The organism is Kluyvera sp. NPDC087067, assembly GCF_044745165.1.
Taxonomy (GTDB): domain Bacteria; phylum Pseudomonadota; class Gammaproteobacteria; order Enterobacterales; family Enterobacteriaceae; genus Kluyvera.
This window is the reverse complement of record NZ_JBIUZS010000002.1, coordinates 665,678-684,024: the sequence shown is the minus strand read 5'-3', so window position 1 is coordinate 684,024 and position 18,347 is coordinate 665,678. Positions and strand designations below refer to the sequence as shown.

The following is an 18,347-nucleotide window of genomic DNA, read 5'->3' as shown; positions in this document are numbered from 1 at the left end:
ATATTAATCGGCGTCAGAGGGTTAGCGTGAGGAAGAAGGCTTTGTGGGGAGTCGCGGGACTTAAGCGTCTGGTTTGGCGTGTGTTACTGCTGCTGGCGCTGTTCTGGGGTGGCGGAATTGCGCTGTTCAGCATTCTGCCGGTTCCATTCTCCGCGGTGATGATGGAACGTCAAATCAGCGCCTGGCTTGGCGGAAACTTTGGCTACGTCGCCCATTCTGATTGGGTCAGTATGGATGAGATCTCGCCGTGGATGGGGCTTGCGGTGATTGCCGCAGAAGACCAGAAATTCCCGGAGCACTGGGGATTTGACGTTTCTGCGATTGAAAAAGCGCTGGCGCATAACGAACGCAATGAAAGCCGTATTCGCGGTGCGTCGACGCTATCGCAGCAGACGGCGAAAAACCTGTTTCTGTGGGATGGACGCAGTTGGGTGCGCAAAGGGCTGGAGGCGGGGTTGACGCTCGGCATCGAGACCGTATGGAGCAAGAAGCGTATTCTGACGGTGTATCTCAATATCGCTGAGTTTGGCGACGGGGTTTTTGGCGTTGAAGCGGCGTCACAGCGCTATTTCCATAAGCCTGCCAGCAAATTGACGATCTCGGAAGCCGCGCTGTTAGCGGCGGTGCTGCCGAATCCGATTCGCTTTAAGGCAAACGCGCCAACGGGCTACGTGCACAGTCGTCAGGCGTGGATTATGCGCCAGATGCGTCAGTTGGGCGGGGAAGGGTTTATGCGCGAGAATAAGCTCTATTAGCAATATCTTGTAGGCCTGATAAGGCAAAGCCGCCATCAGGCGTTGCGCCATTGCCGGATGGCGGCTTCGCCTTATCCGGCCTACACCGTTCTGGTCGCCCGGGGCGTGACTAGTCTTCGTCGAACCCAGCGTTAAATAGCGCAATCACCGCCGCCAGCGCTTCCACTTCCTGCGGGCCGGTGGCTTCCACCTCAATCTGACGACCCTTAGCAGAGTCCAGCATCAGCAGCGCAATCACACTATTGGCTTCTGCTACCGTGCCTTCATCGTTGCGCAGCAGCACTTCCGCATCAAAATCCTGCATCAACTCAAACAGCTTCATTGCCGGGCGCGCGTGCATACCCAGCTTATTGGTGATTTCAACGGTCTGCTTTACGGTCATGATTTACGTTTTTCCAGCGTCCGATGACGAGATTGCACGTTCTTGCCGCGTGAACGGAAGTAGTCAGCCAACTGTTCGGCAACGTACACTGAACGGTGCTTACCGCCGGTACAACCAATGGCGACCGTCAGGTAGCTACGGTTGTTGGTTTCCAGCATAGGTAACCATAGCTCAAGATAGCTGCGGGTCTGGTAAATAAAGTTGTGAACTTCTGTGTGCCGGTCGAGGAATGCGGCGACTGGCTTATCAAGGCCGGTCATCGGTCGCAGTTTCGGATCCCAGTGCGGGTTTGGCAGGAAGCGCACGTCAAAAACGTAGTCGGCATCGATAGGAATACCGTGCTTGAAGCCGAAGGATTCGAACACCATCGTTAGCTCGCGCTCACGTTTACCCAACAGGCGGGTACGCAGCATCTCGGCAAGCTCGTGAACGGACATTTCGGAAGTGTCGACGATAAGGTCAGCGCGGGAACGCAGCGGTTCCAGCAGATTGCTCTCCTCATCGATGGCGCTTTCCAGTGACAGATTTTTGCTGGAGAGAGGATGAAGGCGACGCGTATCGCTGTAGCGACGAATCAGGGTATTGCGGTCAGCATCGAGGAACAGCAATTGAGGGGAGAAGTTATCCGGCAGGCTTTCCATTGCCCGTTCAAAAATCTCCGGCGTCTCCGGCATGTTACGCACGTCAATGCTGACAGCCGCCGAGATTTCGCGGTCGGCAAGCGTCTTAGCCAGCTCCGGCAGCAACACCACCGGCAGGTTATCAACGCAGTAAAACCCCATATCTTCCAGCGCACGCAGGGCAACAGATTTTCCCGAGCCAGAGCGGCCGCTGACGATCATCAGTACCATGTACCGTTTCTCCTCAGTACGATGTGATGTCCATTACGCATCATCGTGAGTTTCTGTATCGGTGATGATTTGATACAGCTCTTCGTCGCTCTGCGCAGAACGCAGACGACGGCAAATGGTTTTATCCGCCAGACGTTTCGCCACCAAAGAGAGCGTATGCAGGTGGGTTTTGGTCTGATCTGCTGGCACCAGAAGCGCAAACAGTAAATCAACAGGCTGATTGTCGATGGCATCGAAGGCAATCGGTGTTTCCAGCTGCACGAAAACGCCTACCGCGCGCGTCGTATCCTCTTCCAGTTTACCGTGCGGAATCGCGATGCCGTTGCCAATGCCGGTACTGCCCATTTTTTCACGGGTCAGAATGGCTTCAAACACCACCTGCGGAGGCAGGCTTAGCTGTTTGGCCGCCAGCTCGCTGATGATTTCCAGCGCACGTTTTTTACTCTGACAGTGCACAGCACTGCGGGTACATTCCTGGTTAAGGACATTGCTCAGTTGTAGAGCTGAATCAGTATTTGTCATAATTTCACCTAAGCACCGCCCGGTATACGGAGCATATCGGGCGGCTGCTCGGACAATCAATGTTGTTTTAGTTTATCTTTATGCTTGTTTAACTGTCTCGACAGTTTGTCGATCAAGCCATCGATGGCGGCGTACATATCTTTGCCTTCCGCGCTAGCGTGAAGCTCGCCGCCGTTAACGTGCAACGTTGCATCCGAGATGTGCGTCAATTTCTCCACTTTTAACACAATGTAGACCTGATTGATCCTCTCGAAATACTGCTCGAGCTTCACGAATTTGGTATTAACAAATTCGCGCATCGCCTCGGTAATTTCGACGTTGTGTCCAGTGATGTTGAGCTGCATAGTGTCTTCCTTATCAGTAGAGTCAGACCAGCTGTTTACGCTGATTTGACGGCGGGATGGATAAAGACTCTCGGTACTTTGCAACGGTACGCCGCGCCACCATGATACCCTGATCGGAGAGTAGGGTGGTCAGTTTACTGTCGCTCAGTGGTTTTGCGGGATTTTCCGCTGCAATTAACTTCTTCACCAATGCACGAATGGCCGTGGACGAGGCTTCGCCGCCGCCCTCAGTACTGACGTGGCTGGAGAAGAAATACTTAAGCTCAAAAATGCCCCTTGGGCTATGCAAATACTTCTGCGTGGTGACACGCGAAATGGTGGACTCGTGCATTTCGACGGTCTGGGCGATATCGGCCAGCACCATCGGTTTCATGTGTTCTTCGCCAAGATCGAAAAAGGCCTGCTGCTGCTCAACAATGCAGCGGCTCACGCGCAAAAGCGTGTCATTACGGCTCTCAAGGCTTTTAATCAGCCACTTCGCATCCTGTAAATTGCTGCGGATGAACTGGCTATCGGCATCATTACGGACGTTATTGCACATGCCCGCGTAGTGCTGGTTTATCTGCAAGCGCGGAATGCTGTCGGAATTAAGCTCAACCATCCAGCGACCGTTCACTTTGCGCACCAGCACATCAGGGATCACATACTCCGGCTCACCGGTCTGGATCGACTGCCCCGGACGAGGATCGAGTGACTGAATCAGATCGACCGCTTCTTTGAGCACATCTTCTTTTAAGCGCGTAACGCGCATAAGTGAACGGAAGTCGTGGTTGGCGAGAAGATCGAGATGATCGCTGATGATTAATCGGGCTTCGGTAATACGCGGGGTATCCGGTGCGAATTGGGAGAGTTGGATCAGCAGACAGTCGCGCAGATCTTTGGCGGCAACGCCAACCGGATCGAAACGCTGGATTCGCTTTAAGACGGCTTCGACTTCATCGAGACCGATTTCATCATCGCCAATGCCTTCATGGATATCTTCTACCGTGACGGTGAGATAACCGGTGTCGTCCACCGCGTCGACAATGGAAGTGGCAATGGCTCTATCGGTATCGGTAAACGGCGTCAATTCTACCTGCCACATCAGATAATCCTGCAGTGACTGGGTGGTTTCGCCCTGGTAAACCGGCAGCTCGTCGTCCTGGTAATCGACACCGGTGCCTGATGGCGTTCCGGCGGTGTAGATTTCGTCCCAGCTGGCGTCAAGCGGCAGCTCCTCGGGCATATCTGGCTTTTCCAGCGCATCAACGCTGTCTAACGTTTCGGTATCAACGGGTTCCTGAGTGTCTACTTCCTCGTGAAGATCGGTTTGCTCAAGCAGGGGGTTACTCTCCAGCGCCTGCTGGAGTTCCTGCTGAAGTTCCAGCGTCGACAACTGCAACAGACGAATTGCCTGCTGCAACTGCGGCGTCATGGCAAGCTGTTGGCTGAGCCTTAATTGCAAACCTTGCTTCATGTTCAGAACGAATCTCTCCCACTAACGTCGTTATCCATACCCTATCAGAGTCTGAAGTCTTCCCCAAGATACACGCGTTTAACATGTTCGTCTTGTAGGATCTCCTGAGGGGTACCGTGGGCAATCAGATGCCCCTGGCTGACGATATAGGCACGTTCGCAGACGGCTAACGTTTCACGCACGTTGTGGTCAGTAATCAGTACGCCAAGGCCGCTGTCACGCAGATGTTCAATAATGCGTTTAATGTCGATAACGGAGATGGGGTCAACGCCAGCAAACGGTTCATCCAGCAGGATAAACTTCGGGTTTGCCGCGAGCGCACGGGCGATTTCCACTCGTCGACGTTCACCACCGGAAAGCGCCTGACCCAGGCTGTCACGCAGGTGTTCGATGTGGAACTCTTCCATCAGTTCTTTTGCGCGGTCTTCGCGCTGCTCTTTAGTCAGATCGTCACGGATCTGCAGCACCGCCATCAGGTTGTCATAGACGCTCAGACGACGGAAGATAGACGCTTCCTGCGGCAGATAGCCAATCCCGCGTCGGGCACGGGCATGCAGCGGCAGCAGGCTGATATCTTCGTCATCAATGATGATATTGCCCGCATCACGCGAGACGATCCCAACCACCATGTAGAAAGTGGTGGTTTTACCTGCACCGTTTGGCCCAAGCAGACCGACAATCTCACCGGAATTTACGGTCAGACTGACATCTTCCACCACGCGACGGCCTTTATAAGCCTTCGCCAGATTTTTTGCAGTTAATGTCGCCATAACGAATTAGTTACTCTTCTTCTGGGCCGGGGCCTGATCTTTGGATTTGTCCTGCAGCTGCGACGGAACCAGAACGGTAGTGACGCGTTTGCCTTTGTCGCTAAACGCTTGCATTTTCTGTTCTTTGACCAGATAGGTGATCTTGTCGCCTTTGATATTACTATCAAGCTGCTCAAGGTAGGCGTTGCCGGTCAGCACCACGAAATCATTCTGCAATTCATAATGCATTTTTGAGGCATGACCTTTCACCGGCTTGCCGTTGTCCTGCATCTGATAGAAGGTCGCTGGATTACCGTAACCGTCGATCACTTCTTTGCCTTTTTGATCCGCAGGACGGGTCACAACCACTTTATCGGCGTTGATTTTGATCGTGCCCTGGGTGACCACAACGTTGCCGGTAAAGGTAACCACGTTGCCCTGCATATCCAGCGACTGCTGATCGGATTCGATATGAATCGGCTGATCGGTATCCCCGGTGAGCGCCATGGCTGGCAGGCTGGCCGCCAGCAATGTGCCGGCGAGCGCAAGCTTAAGGCTGAGTTTGTTTTTTCTGAATTTCATAAGAGGTTCTAACCTTTTCAATCAACTCGGCGTTTTTGCTGCGTAAATTGCCGCGCATTTTCAGGCCGCTGGAATTAAATGTTGTTCCGTATAACGTCACCAGATCGTCAGAGGCAACATCCTGAGTAATCAGGTTTACCTGGGCGTTATCCGTCGTAATCTTACGCAGTTGTGCATCTTCTGTCAGCGCGTTGATTTCAACGTGCCCGTAGAGGTACAGCATGCGATCGTTGGTCAGCTTGGCTTTATCGGCTTTAATCGACCAGGTTGGTACCTTGTTTGCGTCAAAAGTGGTCAATACCGGATGGGTAAACCACGATATTGCCTGATCGGAAAAATACTCCACATGCTCGGCGATAAGCCGATAACTCAGAGCGCCTTCCGGGCTGTAAACTACCGTGTCGGTATGTTCGCTTTTATAGGTTGGGTCGCTGGTGTTGAGCGCTTGCGGACTCACTTCATCCTTATCGGCGAGATTCAGGCCGATGAGGACAAGCGCCACCAGTGCCAGCACAATAATAACCCAACGTCTGGTTTTACTCATATCGATTGCCCTTTGGCTTCTTCCAGCTTCCCTTGCGCCAGTAGCAGCAGGTCGCAGACTTCACGGACGGCACCCCGACCACCTGCAATGCGGGTGACATAATCTGCGCGTGGCAGCAGCAGCGGATGTGCATCCGCAACCGCAACGCTCAAACCGATTTCAGCCATAACCGGCCAGTCGATCAGATCGTCACCGACGTAAGCGACCTGGTTTGGCTCAAGCGCCAGCTTCGCCAGCAGTTCGCGATAGGCAATGAGCTTATCCGACTGTCCCTGGTAGAGATGGCTAATACCGAGCGTGGCGCAGCGGTCTTCTAACAGTTTAGCTTTTCGTCCGGTAATAATCGCCACCTCAATGCCTGAGGTGAGGGCGCAGCGAATGCCATAACCGTCGCGCACGTTGAAGGCTTTCAGCTCCTCGCCGTTGTTGCCCATATAAATCAGGCCGTCTGAGAGCACCCCGTCAACATCGAGGATAAGCAGGCGAATTTGTTCCGCCTTAGCAATAAATTGTGGGCTCACCGGGCCATAACAGGTGGCGACCGGGGCGACAGCATGACTCATTCTTTATATCCTTGATTACACTACGCCTGCGCGCAGTAGGTCGTGCATATGTATCACACCTAGCAAATGGTCGCCATCGGCAACCAATACGCAGGTGATATGACGTGATTGCATCAGGTTCAATGCATCGACCGCCAGCATCTCTGGACGAATGCGAATACCGCCTGGCGTCATCACGTCGGCAATGCCGAGCGTGCGGACGTCAACGCCGTTATCGAAGATTCGCCGCAGGTCACCGTCGGTGAAAATACCTTTAATCTGCATATTGTCGTCGCAGATGGCGGTCATGCCCAGATTTTTACGCGTGATCTCTAAAAGCGCATCACGCAGCGAAGCCTCGAGACTTACCTGAGGAATTTCATCTCCGGTGTGCATGATATCGTTAACCCGCAGTAACAGCTTGCGACCAAGTGCGCCGCCGGGGTGCGACAGGGCGAAATCTTCCGCCGTGAAGCCGCGGGCTTTCAGTAACGCGACGGCGAGAGCATCACCCATGACCAGCGCGGCCGTGGTACTGGTGGTCGGCGCCAGGCCAAGTGGGCAGGCTTCGCGGGGTATTTTCACGCATAAATGAATATCTGCCGCGCGACCCATACTGCTCTCCGGGCGGCTGGTCATGCAAATAAGCGGCACTCTCAGCCGCTTCAATACCGGAATCAGCGCCAGAATTTCGTTGGATTCACCGGAATTCGACAAGGCGATCACAACGTCCTGTGGCGTCACCATCCCTAAGTCACCGTGGGCAGCCTCGCCGGGATGAACAAAGAATGAAGATGTGCCCGTACTGGCGAAAGTGGCCGCCATTTTACGGCCAATATGCCCAGATTTGCCCATGCCCATGACGACCACTTTGCCGCCACAGTAAAAGATCTTCTCACACGCGTCGTTGAAATCCTGATTAATGTATTGATCGAGCTGTTCCAGCCCTTCTCGTTCAATCTCCAGAACCTCTCTTCCTGCTTGCTGGAAGTCGAAATTTGGCTGCAAATCTATTTGCGACATAGTGTTATCCCGATTCATTCGATGAAAAGCGGCGTGCCCCAGTAGAGCAGTGCCAGCCATACAACAAACCCGCTGATTAACAGCATTCCTGCGCCGCGACCAACCTGCCTGCGACGCCAGCACAGCAGCGCGAAGACCACGCTGACCAGCACCATCACGCCATAGTCGCGGGAGAACGCGAGCGGGTTAAAGGTTCCCGGTGCGATGAGCGCGGGGAGCCCCAGTACGATGGCGATATTAAAGAAATTGGAGCCGATGATATTGCCGACGGCGATATCATTCTCACCCTTACGCACACCGGCAATTGCGGTGGCAAGCTCCGGTAAGCTGGTGCCTAGCGCGATAATCGTTAAACCGATGGTCAGTTCGCTCATGGCAAAGTAGTTTGCCAGAACCGTTGCGTTATCAATCACCATCCGCGTCGCCATTGGCATGATGATTAAAGCCACGCCCAGCCATAAACAGGCGACGGGTAAAGAGCCATCGCGCGGCAGTTCAGCCAGCTGCTCTTGCGTAAATTTATCGTTGCCCTGACGTTCGGCCAATCTGGCTATTTTAATAATAAACACCAGCCAAAGGGCGGTGAGAATAAATAAAAAAATGCCGTCAAGGCGTGAAAGCTCACCATCATACAACACATACCCCGCCAGCAGGCTCACTACCAACATTAGCGGTATTTCGCGGCGCAGGATATCAGAATGCACGGTAAAAGGATGGAACAGGGCGGTCAGCCCGAGGATCAATAAGATGTTGACGATGTTGGATCCGATCGCGGTTCCGACGGCGACATCAACCTGCCCATGGAGCGAGGCTGCGGCGGCGACAATAATTTCCGGCAACGATGTGCCTATACTAACAACAGTCATCCCGATAATGAGCGGCGGGATCCCTAACGCACGGCATAAAATGGAGGCGGAGTACACCAGGCGGTCGGCGCTGTAGACCACCAGAAGTAAACCAATAATTAACAGAGCCGTGGCTAAGAGCATCTAAAGTCCTTTATTCGGGTATAATCGCCGGCCCGCACTTCTGGGCATGGCGAATTCCTAATTTTGACTTTATGCGCAGGAAAAGTAAAACAAATGCCAGATTTCGTTAACCAGAGCGGTTAGGATTCTGTAAGAATGCAGGGGCAAGCAGGAGTTTGCTCTACTTAAGGACCTGGAAAGGTAAGCCTATGAGCCAAAATCTAGCGAATTTAGTCGATATGCGCGACGTCACCTTTACGCGTGGCAATCGGGTTATCTTCGACAACATCTCGCTTTCGGTGCCGCGCGGCAAAATCACCGCGATTATGGGGCCGTCGGGGATTGGCAAGACCACGCTGTTACGCCTGATTGGCGGGCAGATCCCCCCGGATAGCGGAGAGATCCTCTTCGATGGCGAGAATGTGCCGCAGATGTCGCGATCTCGCTTATACACCGTGCGTAAGCGCATGAGTATGCTGTTTCAGTCGGGCGCATTGTTCACCGACATGAACGTCTTTGACAACGTTGCTTACCCGATTCGCGAACACACGAATTTGCCCGCTGAGCTACTAAAAAGCACGGTGATGATGAAACTGGAAGCGGTCGGCCTGCGCGGGGCGGCTAAGCTGATGCCATCTGAACTGTCCGGCGGAATGGCGCGGCGCGCGGCGTTGGCCCGTGCTATCGCGCTGGAACCGGATCTCATCATGTTTGATGAACCGTTTGTCGGTCAGGATCCGATAACCATGGGCGTGCTGGTGAAGCTGATTTCTGAACTCAACAGTGCGCTGGGTGTCACCTGTATTGTGGTTTCCCACGATGTACCGGAAGTGCTGAGCATCGCCGATTTCGCCTACATCATGGCAGACCGAAAAATCATCGCTCATGGGAGCGCAACGTCGTTGCAGGAAAACGCCGATCCTCGGGTGCGTCAGTTCCTCGACGGTATCGCCGACGGCCCGGTGCCGTTCCGTTATCCGGCGGGCGACTACCGCCGCGACCTCATTGGCACAGGGAGCTAAACGACTCATGCTGTTAAATGCACTGGCAGCGCTGGGACATCGCGGTATTAAGACCATCGCAACGTTTGGGCGCGCCGGGTTAATGTTATTCAATGCCGTTATCGGCAAGCCAGAGTTTCGCAAACACGCGCCGCTGCTGATTCGTCAGCTTTATAACGTCGGCGTACTTTCACTGGTTATCATCATTGTGTCGGGCGTGTTTATCGGCATGGTGCTGGGGCTTCAGGGCTATCTGGTGCTGACAACGTACAGCGCCGAGACCAGCCTCGGGATGCTGGTCTCGCTATCGCTGCTGCGCGAGCTGGGGCCGGTGGTTGCCGCGTTACTCTTTGCCGGACGCGCGGGTTCAGCGTTGACCGCCGAAATTGGCCTGATGCGCGCCACCGAACAGCTCTCCAGTATGGAAATGATGGCCGTCGATCCGCTGCGTCGCGTCATTTCTCCGCGCTTCTGGGCGGGCGTTATCTCTTTACCACTGCTGACGATTATTTTCGTTGCCGTGGGGATCTGGGGCGGCTCTCTGGTCGGCGTCAGCTGGAAAGGGATTGATGCCGGATTCTTCTGGTCGGCAATGCAAAATGCGGTGGACTGGCGTCTTGATCTGGTGAACTGCCTGATCAAAAGCGTTGTTTTCGCCATTACGGTGACATGGATTGCGTTATTTAACGGTTACGATGCAATCCCCACTTCTGCCGGAATTAGCCGCGCGACCACCCGTACCGTGGTGCATGCGTCGCTGGCTGTTCTTGGGCTGGACTTTGTGCTGACGGCACTGATGTTTGGGAATTGAGTGAATGCAAACGAAAAAGAGTGAAATCTGGGTCGGTATTTTTCTGCTGGTTGCCCTGCTGGCGGCGCTGTTTATCTGCCTGAAGGCGGCGGATGTGTCGTCAATTAAATCTGCACCAACTTACCGTGTTTATGCCACCTTCGATAACATCGGCGGCCTGAAAAGCCGTTCGCCGGTGCGCATTGGCGGCGTGGTGATTGGGCGTGTTGCCGATATCTCGCTGGATCCAAAAACCTATTTACCGCGCGTGGCTATCGACATTGAAGACAGCTATGACCATATTCCCGACACCAGTTCGCTGGCGATTCGCACCTCGGGTCTGCTGGGTGAGCAATACCTGGCGCTGAATGTGGGTTTTGAAGACCCGGAACTGGGAACGTCTATCCTTAAAGACGGCAGCGTCATTCAGGACACGAAATCAGCAATGGTGCTCGAAGACTTGATTGGTCAGTTCCTTTACAACAGCAAAGGCGGCGACAATCAGAATTCAGGCGATGCGAAAACGTCAACTGACGAACATACTGATACGGCAGCGCCTGCTACTGGCTCGACGAATTAATCTCAGGAGATACTCGACATGTTTAAACGTTTACTGATGGTCGCCATGTTGGTGATTGCGCCTTTAACGGCGGCTACGGCGGCAGACCAGACTAACCCTTACAAGCTGATGAATGAAGCGGCGCAAAAAACGTTCGACCGCCTGAAGAATGAACAGCCGAAGATTCGTTCTAACCCTAACTACCTGCGTGATGTCGTCGATCAGGAACTGCTGCCGTACGTGCAGGTGAAATATGCCGGTGCGCTGGTACTGGGTCGCTACTACAAAGATGCTACGCCAGCTCAGCGTGAAGCGTACTTCACCGCGTTCCGCGAATACCTGAAACAGGCATACGGTCAGGCGCTGGCGATGTACCACGGTCAGACTTACCAGATTGCGCCTGAGCAGCCTCTGGGCGATGCCACCATCGTGCCAATCCGCGTGACTATCGTTGATCCAAACGGTCGCCCGCCGGTACGTCTGGACTTCCAGTGGCGTAAAAATACCCAGTCGGGTAACTGGCAGGCTTACGACATGATTGCGGAAGGGGTGAGCATGATCACCACTAAGCAAAATGAGTGGAGCGATCTGCTGCGTACCAAGGGCATTGATGGCCTGACTGCACAGCTGAAATCTATCTCTGCACAGCCAATCACTCTGGAACAGAAAAAATAATGGCCGAACAGTTAAGCTGGACACGCGAAGGCGAACGCCTGGCGCTGCACGGTGAGCTGGATCAGGACTTTCTGGTGTCTCTCTGGGACGCCAGAAAGGACGCAACGCAGGGCGTATCGGTGATTGACCTCAGCGGCTTGAGCCGGGTGGATACGGCGGGTCTGGCACTGCTGGTGCATCTGGTCGAGCTGATTCGCGTCCAGGGGCGCACGCCGAGCCTTGAAGGCGTAAGCGAAAAAGTCGCCACGCTGAAAGGGTTATATAATCTGCCCGAAGATATGATCCCTTAAAAATTTCAGTACGTTATTGTCGCCAATATTCTTAAAGCCCCATCAATCTCAACGATGGGGCTTTTTGCTTGTTTAAGACTGCGTCACTTTCCTCTAAGATGTGGGGCTGTTTTCACTCTCAAATGAAATGCGAACCTATGGAAAATAATGAAATTCAGACCGTGCTAATGAACGCACTCTCCCTTCAGGAAGTTCTCGTTTCTGGTGATGGCAGCCACTTCCAGGTGATTGCTGTGGGTGAGATGTTTGATGGCATGAGCCGGGTTAAGAAGCAGCAGACTATCTACGGCCCGCTGATGGAGTACCTTGCGGACAACCGCATCCATGCCCTGTCGATCAAAGCGTATACCCCGCAAGAGTGGGCACGCGATCGCAAACTCAACGGTTTTTGAGCCAGGGGAAAAGTGGCATCACTTTTCCGGTGGCGAACGTGAATACTTAACAGAGATTAGATTTGATGGATAAATTTCGTGTGCAGGGGCCGACCCGCCTTCAGGGTGAGGTCACCATTAGCGGTGCAAAAAATGCAGCCCTGCCGATTCTTTTTGCCGCTTTGCTGGCAGAAGACCCGGTTGAGATCCAAAACGTACCAAAACTGAAAGACGTTGATACCTCCATGAAGCTGCTGACGCAGCTGGGTGCGAAGGTTGAACGCAATGGTTCGGTATGGATTGATGCAAGTTCGGTGAACGTATTCTGCGCGCCGTACGACCTGGTGAAAACCATGCGTGCTTCTATCTGGGCATTAGGGCCGCTGGTGGCGCGTTTTGGTCAGGGTCAGGTGTCTTTGCCTGGCGGTTGCACCATCGGCGCACGTCCGGTCGATCTGCACATTTCTGGCCTTGAGCAGTTAGGTGCGGAAATCAAACTGGAAGAAGGTTACGTCAAAGCGTCCGTGAATGGTCGTCTGAAAGGCGCACACATCGTGATGGACATGGTCAGCGTTGGCGCGACCGTCACCATCATGACCGCCGCGACGCTGGCGGAAGGGACAACCGTCATCGAAAACGCCGCGCGTGAGCCGGAGATCGTCGATACGGCGAACTTCCTCAATGCGATGGGCGCGAAGGTGAGCGGCCAGGGTACCGACCGCATTACTATCGAAGGCGTTAAGCGCCTGGGCGGCGGCGTGTATCGCGTTCTGCCTGACCGTATTGAAACCGGCACCTTCCTGGTGGCGGCGGCGATTTCCGGCGGCAAAATTGTTTGTCGTAACGCGAAACCAGACACCCTGGATGCGGTACTGGCTAAGCTTCGTGAAGCCGGCGCAGACGTTGAAATTGGTGAAGACTGGGTTAGCCTGGATATGCACGGCAAGCGCCCGAAAGCGGTCAACGTGCGTACCGCGCCACATCCTGCTTTCCCAACCGACATGCAGGCGCAGTTCACCTTGCTGAACCTGGTGGCAGAAGGTACTGGTGTTATCACCGAAACGGTATTTGAAAACCGCTTTATGCACATACCGGAACTTATCCGTATGGGCGCACATGCGGAAATTGAAAGCAATACCGCCATTTGTCACGGCGTAGAGCAGCTCTCAGGCGCTCAGGTCATGGCAACCGACCTGCGCGCATCTGCAAGCCTCGTGCTGGCAGGCTGTATCGCTCAGGGAACCACGATCGTTGACCGTATTTATCACATCGACCGTGGCTATGAGCGCATTGAAGACAAGCTAAGCGCGTTAGGCGCGAACATCGAGCGTATTAAGGGCGAGTAATCGCAACGCTTGTTACACGCCCTCTGGCCCATCTGGAGGGCGTTATTTTTCCCGGTCAGACCTGCGCATTGCTTTCGTTCTATCAATAAACTCATGGGTTATCGGATCGTGATAGCGCGATGGCCAGATTATCCACGGTTCAGTTTCCAGCACCTTCGCAATAATCACTTCCCCTTTCGGCCAGGGGCGCGACAGCACATTGGCTAACGTCGACGAACTGAGGCCGTTCTTACGTGATTCTGCGGCCATTGACGTGCCTTTTTTATGCAACCCCGCGATAATATCTGCCGGATGCCAGTCGATAAGCTTATCCATACTTCCTCCCTGAGAATACTGTTTAAATCATCATGTCGAATGAGGAATGTACTGTATCGCTCTTTTCAGGAAGTTTCTAAAAAGTTCTAGTAAGTTTCTTTAAATTCGGAATAAGTTAATTTTTGGCCCTAAGACAAGGGGGCGTTTTGGCATGTTTGGGAAGTTTCCCGCGCGGAGTCCGCGCGGGAGAAGATTAACGATCGCGTTGCACAGCGATGTGGGCGAGGGCGATAAGCGCATCACGCCATTGGTTATCAGGCAGAGGGGAGAGGGCGGCAATGGCTTTATCGGCCTCTTCTTCGGCACGCTGGCGCGTCCACTCCAGAGAACCACACGCCGCCATCGCTTCGAGAACCGGTTCGAGCAGATGACGTCCATTACCCTGTTCAATCGCGCCGCGAATCAGCAGCGCCTGCTCCAGGGTGCCGTTACGCATTGCATGCAGCAAAGGCAGGGTCGGTTTGCCTTCGTTGAGATCGTCCCCGACGTTTTTCCCCAGCGTTTCGCCATCAGCGCTATAGTCGAGTAAATCATCGATTAGCTGGAAAGCGGTTCCCAGATAGCGACCATAGTCCTGGAGCCCTTTTTCCTGCTCGGGCGTGCAATTAGCGAGCAGGCCGGAACATTGGGCCGCCGCTTCAAACAGGCGCGCGGTTTTGCTGTAAATCACACGCATATAATTTTCTTCGGTGATGTCAGGATCGTTGACGTTCATCAACTGAAGCACTTCACCTTCAGCAATCACGTTTACGGCTTCAGACATCACTTCCAGGACTTTCAGCGACCCGAGGCTGGTCATCATCTGAAATGCGCGGGTGTAAATAAAGTCGCCTACCAGTACGCTGGCAGCGTTCCCAAAAGCAGCATTCGCCGTTGCCTTGCCACGACGCATATCCGACTCATCGACGACGTCATCGTGCAGCAGGGTCGCGGTATGAATAAATTCGATAAGCGCGGCAATATTGACATGGGCATTGCCCTCATAGCCAACGGCGCGAGCGGCCAGCACGGCAATCATCGGGCGGATACGTTTTCCGCCACCGCTGACGATGTAATAGCCTAGCTGATTGATCAACTGGACATCCGAGTTGAGCTGCTCAAGAATCGTCGCATTGACACCCGCCATATCCTGCGCGGTTAACTCATTGATTTGTTGTAAATTCATCGCAAAAGCCGGGCTTAGTGTCCTGTTTACCACTTATCCATTCGGGATAATGAAGGTTTTACGTTAGCGTTGTGGCTACGATTGTACTGAAAAAACGCCTCAGATAAACGTTGTCGTGCCGGTTGTGTTTTTTTTCTGCATCTATTGATGGTAGCACTTGTCAAAGGCTCACGTTTTGCGTAATATTCGCGCCCTATTGTGAATATTTATAGCGCACTCTGAATCACATGAAGTTGTGCGCGGAAGCGGAGTTTATATGTACGCGGTTTTCCAAAGTGGTGGTAAACAACACCGAGTAAGCGAAGGTCAGACCATTCGCCTGGAAAAGCTGGACATCGCAACTGGCGAATCTATCGAATTCGCTGAAGTTCTGATGATCGCAAACGGTGAAGAAGTCAAAATCGGCGTTCCTTTCGTTGATGGCGGCGTAATCAAAGCTGAAGTTGTTGCTCATGGTCGTGGCGAGAAAGTTAAAATCGTTAAGTTTCGTCGTCGTAAACACTACCGTAAGCAGCAAGGCCATCGTCAGTGGTTCACTGATGTGAAAATCACTGGCATCAGCGCTTAAGTTAAGAGGAGCAGATTAAATGGCACATAAAAAGGCTGGTGGCTCGACTCGTAACGGTCGCGACTCAGAAGCTAAACGTCTGGGCGTAAAACGCTTCGGCGGCGAATCCGTTCTGGCTGGTAGCATCATCGTTCGTCAACGTGGTACTCAGTTCCACGCTGGCTCAAACGTAGGCTGCGGCAAAGACCACACACTGTTTGCTAAAGCAGACGGTAAAGTGAAATTCGAAGTGAAAGGCCCGAAAAACCGTCGTTTTATCAGCATTGTTGCTGAATAAGTTTTTCGCGTCCCGGTAACGGATGAAAGCCCCGCAACGTGTTGCGGGGCTTTTTACATTCGACGCCAGGAAAATGATGGGTTGTACCACCGTTTGAAGGCAGGGAATCCGGTATGAAGCAGCAGGCGGGGATTGGCATTCTTTTGGCGCTTACGACGGCAATATGCTGGGGCGCATTACCGATTGCCATGAAACAGGTTCTGGAAGTTATGGAACCGCCTACCGTCGTTTTCTATCGATTCCTGATGGCGAGCTGTGGTCTCGGCCTTATTCTGACATGGAAGCGCAAGCTGCCTTCTTTGCAGATTTTTCGCAATCCACGCTGGTTGGTATTGCTGCTCATCGCAACCGGTGGGCTGTTCGGTAATTTCGTGCTGTTTAGCTCATCGCTACAGTACGTTAGCCCAACGGCATCGCAGGTAATAGGCCAACTCTCGCCTGTCGGCATGATGATTGCCAGCGTCTTTATCCTCAAAGAGAAGATGCGCGGTACGCAGATATTTGGCGCAATCATGCTTATCTGCGGTCTGCTGATGTTTTTCAACACCAGCCTGATCGAGATTTTTACTCGTCTCACTGACTATACCTGGGGTGTCATCTTCGGGGTGGGTGCGGCGATGGTCTGGGTGAGTTACGGCGTCGCGCAAAAGGTGTTATTGCGGCGAATGGCCTCGCAGCAGATCCTCTTTTTATTGTACACTTTATGTACTATTGCATTGTTGCCGCTCGCAAAGCCTGAGGTTATCGGGCAACTAAGCGACTGGCAGCTAGCCTGTCTGATCTTCTGTGGACTGAACACACTGGTCGGTTATGGGGCGCTGGCAGAAGCCATGGCGCGCTGGCAGGCGGCGCAGGTGAGCGCGTTAGTGACGCTGACTCCCCTGTTTACACTGTTATTTTCAGATCTTTTATCAATGGCCTGGCCCGATTTCTTCGCCCGACCGATGCTTAACCTACTAGGTTATCTCGGTGCGGTTATCGTGGTTGCGGGCGCGATGTATTCCGCCATTGGTCATCGTCTTTGGGGGCGGTGGCGTAAGCGTGAAACGGTTGTTCCGTTGCCCCGCGCAGGCGAATGATTTACGGAGAGTAAAATGAAGTTTGTTGATGAAGCAACGATCCTGGCAGTCGCAGGTGATGGCGGTAATGGTTGCGTAAGCTTCCGCCGTGAAAAATATATCCCGCGTGGCGGCCCTGACGGCGGCGACGGTGGTGATGGTGGCGACGTCTGGATGGAAGCTGACGAAAACCTGAACACCCTGATCGACTATCGTTTCGAAAAATCTTTCCGTGCAGAACGTGGTCAGAACGGCGCAAGCCGTGACTGTACCGGTAAGCGCGGCAAAGACGTCACCATCAAGGTGCCGGTCGGTACGCGTGTTATTGACCAGGGCACCGGTGAAACCATGGGCGATATGACCAAACACGGTCAGCGTCTGATGGTGGCGAAAGGTGGCTGGCACGGTCTGGGCAACACCCGCTTTAAATCCTCCGTTAACCGTACTCCGCGTCAGAAGACGATGGGTACGCCGGGCGATAAGCGTGACCTGCAGCTCGAACTGATGCTGCTGGCCGATGTCGGGATGCTGGGGATGCCGAATGCCGGTAAATCCACCTTTATCCGTTCCGTCTCTGCGGCGAAACCAAAAGTGGCAGACTATCCGTTTACGACACTGGTACCGAGCCTTGGCGTGGTGCGTGTCGATAACGAGAAGAGCTTCGTGGTTGCCGATATCCCGGGTCTAATTGAAGGGGCATCCGAAGGTGCAGGCTTAGGTATCCGCTTCCTGAAGCACCTGGAACGTTGCCGTGTGCTGCTGCACATCATTGATATCGATCCAATCGATGGTTCTGACCCGGCTGAAAACGCGCGCATCATCATTGGTGAGCTTGAGAAATACAGCGAGAAGCTGGCGAGTAAACCACGCTGGTTGGTCTTCAACAAAATCGACACCATGGATAAAGCGGACGCGGAAGCGAAAGCGAAGGCCATTGCCGAGGCGATGGGTTGGGAAGATAAATACTACCTGATTTCTGCGGCAAGCCAGATTGGCGTTAAAGACCTGTGCTGGGACGTGATGAACTTCATCATTGAGAACCCAGTGGTGCAGGCTGAAGAAGCCAAACAGCCAGAGAAAGTCGAATTCATGTGGGATGACTACCACCGTCAGCAGCTTGACGAAGTCGCCGCTGAAGCGGAAGAAGACGATGAAGATGACGACTGGGATGAAGACGACGAGGAAGGCGTAGAGTTTATCTACCAACGCTAATC

25 protein-coding genes are annotated in these 18,347 nt (G+C 53.5%); 12 read left to right on the top strand and 13 right to left on the bottom strand.

The features are described 5' to 3' along the window. The first annotated feature begins 41 nt into the window (after positions 1-41). Entirely contained in the window at positions 42-755 is a 714-nt protein-coding gene (gene mtgA, locus ACIPDS_RS08570) for a monofunctional biosynthetic peptidoglycan transglycosylase (RefSeq protein WP_400734600.1), read from the top strand. A gap of 109 nt (positions 756-864) precedes the next feature. Here the strand turns inward: mtgA and npr are convergent, their stop codons facing one another. Genes npr through ACIPDS_RS08515 form a run of 11 tightly spaced genes read right to left on the bottom strand, consistent with a single transcriptional unit; the run spans position 865 to position 8,739 of the window. Next, the gene (gene npr / locus ACIPDS_RS08565) at positions 865-1,137 is read right to left on the bottom strand and encodes a PTS phosphocarrier protein NPr (RefSeq protein WP_062774149.1); all 273 of its coding nucleotides are present in this window, start codon (positions 1,135-1,137) and stop codon (positions 865-867) included. Next, positions 1,134-1,988 (bottom strand): RNase adapter RapZ, encoded by an 855-nt coding sequence (gene rapZ / locus ACIPDS_RS08560; RefSeq protein WP_166516767.1) that lies wholly within the window; start codon positions 1,986-1,988, stop codon positions 1,134-1,136. The genes npr and rapZ overlap by 4 nt, the downstream gene beginning before the upstream one ends. A 33-nt stretch (positions 1,989-2,021) precedes the next feature. Next, complete coding sequence (ptsN, locus tag ACIPDS_RS08555; protein WP_062774152.1) at positions 2,022-2,510, bottom strand: PTS IIA-like nitrogen regulatory protein PtsN; 489 nt, start codon at positions 2,508-2,510, stop codon at positions 2,022-2,024. A gap of 56 nt (positions 2,511-2,566) precedes the next feature. Beyond that, positions 2,567-2,854, bottom strand: a complete 288-nt coding sequence (gene hpf, locus ACIPDS_RS08550; protein WP_052283605.1) for a ribosome hibernation promoting factor — start codon at positions 2,852-2,854, stop codon at positions 2,567-2,569. Positions 2,855-2,876: 22 nt separating this feature from the next. Continuing rightward, positions 2,877-4,310 (bottom strand): RNA polymerase factor sigma-54, encoded by a 1,434-nt coding sequence (rpoN, locus tag ACIPDS_RS08545; RefSeq protein WP_166516768.1) that lies wholly within the window; start codon positions 4,308-4,310, stop codon positions 2,877-2,879. Between the two features lie 44 nt (positions 4,311-4,354). Next, complete coding sequence (gene lptB, locus ACIPDS_RS08540; RefSeq protein ID WP_400734596.1) at positions 4,355-5,080, bottom strand: LPS export ABC transporter ATP-binding protein; 726 nt, start codon at positions 5,078-5,080, stop codon at positions 4,355-4,357. A 6-nt stretch (positions 5,081-5,086) separates the two neighbouring features. After that, positions 5,087-5,641: a lipopolysaccharide ABC transporter substrate-binding protein LptA gene (gene lptA / locus ACIPDS_RS08535; protein WP_166516770.1), complete on the bottom strand. Its 555-nt coding sequence runs from the start codon at positions 5,639-5,641 to the stop codon at positions 5,087-5,089. Further along, positions 5,610-6,185 carry an LPS export ABC transporter periplasmic protein LptC gene (gene lptC, locus ACIPDS_RS08530; RefSeq protein WP_166516771.1) on the bottom strand — a complete coding sequence of 192 codons (576 nt, stop codon included), beginning with the start codon at positions 6,183-6,185 and terminating at the stop codon, positions 5,610-5,612. The genes lptA and lptC overlap by 32 nt, the downstream gene beginning before the upstream one ends. After that, entirely contained in the window at positions 6,182-6,748 is a 567-nt protein-coding gene (kdsC, locus tag ACIPDS_RS08525) for a 3-deoxy-manno-octulosonate-8-phosphatase KdsC (protein ID WP_400734593.1), read from the bottom strand. The genes lptC and kdsC overlap by 4 nt, the downstream gene beginning before the upstream one ends. A 15-nt stretch (positions 6,749-6,763) precedes the next feature. Beyond that, a complete protein-coding gene (kdsD, locus tag ACIPDS_RS08520) occupies positions 6,764-7,750 on the bottom strand; it encodes an arabinose-5-phosphate isomerase KdsD (protein WP_166516773.1) in 987 nt (328 codons plus the stop codon). 14 nt (positions 7,751-7,764) lie between these two features. Further along, the gene (locus ACIPDS_RS08515; RefSeq protein WP_166516774.1) at positions 7,765-8,739 is read right to left on the bottom strand and encodes a calcium/sodium antiporter; all 975 of its coding nucleotides are present in this window, start codon (positions 8,737-8,739) and stop codon (positions 7,765-7,767) included. A gap of 188 nt (positions 8,740-8,927) precedes the next feature. Between ACIPDS_RS08515 and mlaF the strand changes: the two genes are divergently transcribed. The 7 genes from mlaF to murA all read left to right on the top strand — a co-directional run bounded on the left by mlaF (position 8,928) and on the right by murA (position 13,750). After that, positions 8,928-9,740 carry a phospholipid ABC transporter ATP-binding protein MlaF gene (mlaF, locus tag ACIPDS_RS08510; protein ID WP_166516775.1) on the top strand — a complete coding sequence of 271 codons (813 nt, stop codon included), beginning with the start codon at positions 8,928-8,930 and terminating at the stop codon, positions 9,738-9,740. Between the two features lie 7 nt (positions 9,741-9,747). Next, positions 9,748-10,530 carry a lipid asymmetry maintenance ABC transporter permease subunit MlaE gene (gene mlaE / locus ACIPDS_RS08505; RefSeq protein ID WP_166516776.1) on the top strand — a complete coding sequence of 261 codons (783 nt, stop codon included), beginning with the start codon at positions 9,748-9,750 and terminating at the stop codon, positions 10,528-10,530. A 4-nt stretch (positions 10,531-10,534) separates the two neighbouring features. Beyond that, positions 10,535-11,089, top strand: a complete 555-nt coding sequence (mlaD, locus tag ACIPDS_RS08500) for an outer membrane lipid asymmetry maintenance protein MlaD (RefSeq protein ID WP_166516777.1) — start codon at positions 10,535-10,537, stop codon at positions 11,087-11,089. A gap of 18 nt (positions 11,090-11,107) precedes the next feature. Beyond that, complete coding sequence (mlaC, locus tag ACIPDS_RS08495) at positions 11,108-11,743, top strand: phospholipid-binding protein MlaC (RefSeq protein ID WP_166516778.1); 636 nt, start codon at positions 11,108-11,110, stop codon at positions 11,741-11,743. Then, complete coding sequence (gene mlaB / locus ACIPDS_RS08490; RefSeq protein ID WP_166516779.1) at positions 11,743-12,033, top strand: lipid asymmetry maintenance protein MlaB; 291 nt, start codon at positions 11,743-11,745, stop codon at positions 12,031-12,033. The genes mlaC and mlaB overlap by 1 nt, the downstream gene beginning before the upstream one ends. A gap of 137 nt (positions 12,034-12,170) precedes the next feature. Further along, positions 12,171-12,425 carry a BolA family iron metabolism protein IbaG gene (gene ibaG, locus ACIPDS_RS08485; RefSeq protein WP_035891140.1) on the top strand — a complete coding sequence of 85 codons (255 nt, stop codon included), beginning with the start codon at positions 12,171-12,173 and terminating at the stop codon, positions 12,423-12,425. Between the two features lie 65 nt (positions 12,426-12,490). After that, on the top strand, positions 12,491-13,750 hold the full coding sequence (murA, locus tag ACIPDS_RS08480) for a UDP-N-acetylglucosamine 1-carboxyvinyltransferase (protein ID WP_166516780.1): 1,260 nt from the start codon (positions 12,491-12,493) through the stop codon (positions 13,748-13,750). A gap of 42 nt (positions 13,751-13,792) precedes the next feature. Here the strand turns inward: murA and sfsB are convergent, their stop codons facing one another. Both sfsB and ispB read right to left on the bottom strand, forming a co-directional pair. After that, positions 13,793-14,065, bottom strand: a complete 273-nt coding sequence (gene sfsB, locus ACIPDS_RS08475) for a DNA-binding transcriptional regulator SfsB (protein WP_166516781.1) — start codon at positions 14,063-14,065, stop codon at positions 13,793-13,795. A 193-nt stretch (positions 14,066-14,258) separates the two neighbouring features. Next, positions 14,259-15,230 carry an octaprenyl diphosphate synthase gene (ispB, locus tag ACIPDS_RS08470; RefSeq protein ID WP_400734587.1) on the bottom strand — a complete coding sequence of 324 codons (972 nt, stop codon included), beginning with the start codon at positions 15,228-15,230 and terminating at the stop codon, positions 14,259-14,261. A gap of 256 nt (positions 15,231-15,486) precedes the next feature. Here ispB and rplU point away from each other — a divergent pair, with 256 nt between their 5' ends. The 4 genes from rplU to cgtA all read left to right on the top strand — a co-directional run bounded on the left by rplU (position 15,487) and on the right by cgtA (position 18,345). Beyond that, the gene (rplU, locus tag ACIPDS_RS08465) at positions 15,487-15,798 is read left to right on the top strand and encodes a 50S ribosomal protein L21 (protein WP_062774179.1); all 312 of its coding nucleotides are present in this window, start codon (positions 15,487-15,489) and stop codon (positions 15,796-15,798) included. 19 nt (positions 15,799-15,817) lie between these two features. After that, complete coding sequence (gene rpmA, locus ACIPDS_RS08460) at positions 15,818-16,075, top strand: 50S ribosomal protein L27 (protein ID WP_052283637.1); 258 nt, start codon at positions 15,818-15,820, stop codon at positions 16,073-16,075. A 113-nt stretch (positions 16,076-16,188) separates the two neighbouring features. Next, the gene (locus ACIPDS_RS08455; protein ID WP_400734584.1) at positions 16,189-17,154 is read left to right on the top strand and encodes a DMT family transporter; all 966 of its coding nucleotides are present in this window, start codon (positions 16,189-16,191) and stop codon (positions 17,152-17,154) included. 15 nt (positions 17,155-17,169) lie between these two features. Further along, entirely contained in the window at positions 17,170-18,345 is a 1,176-nt protein-coding gene (gene cgtA, locus ACIPDS_RS08450) for an Obg family GTPase CgtA (protein WP_400734583.1), read from the top strand. The last annotated feature ends 2 nt before the right edge of the window (positions 18,346-18,347 follow it).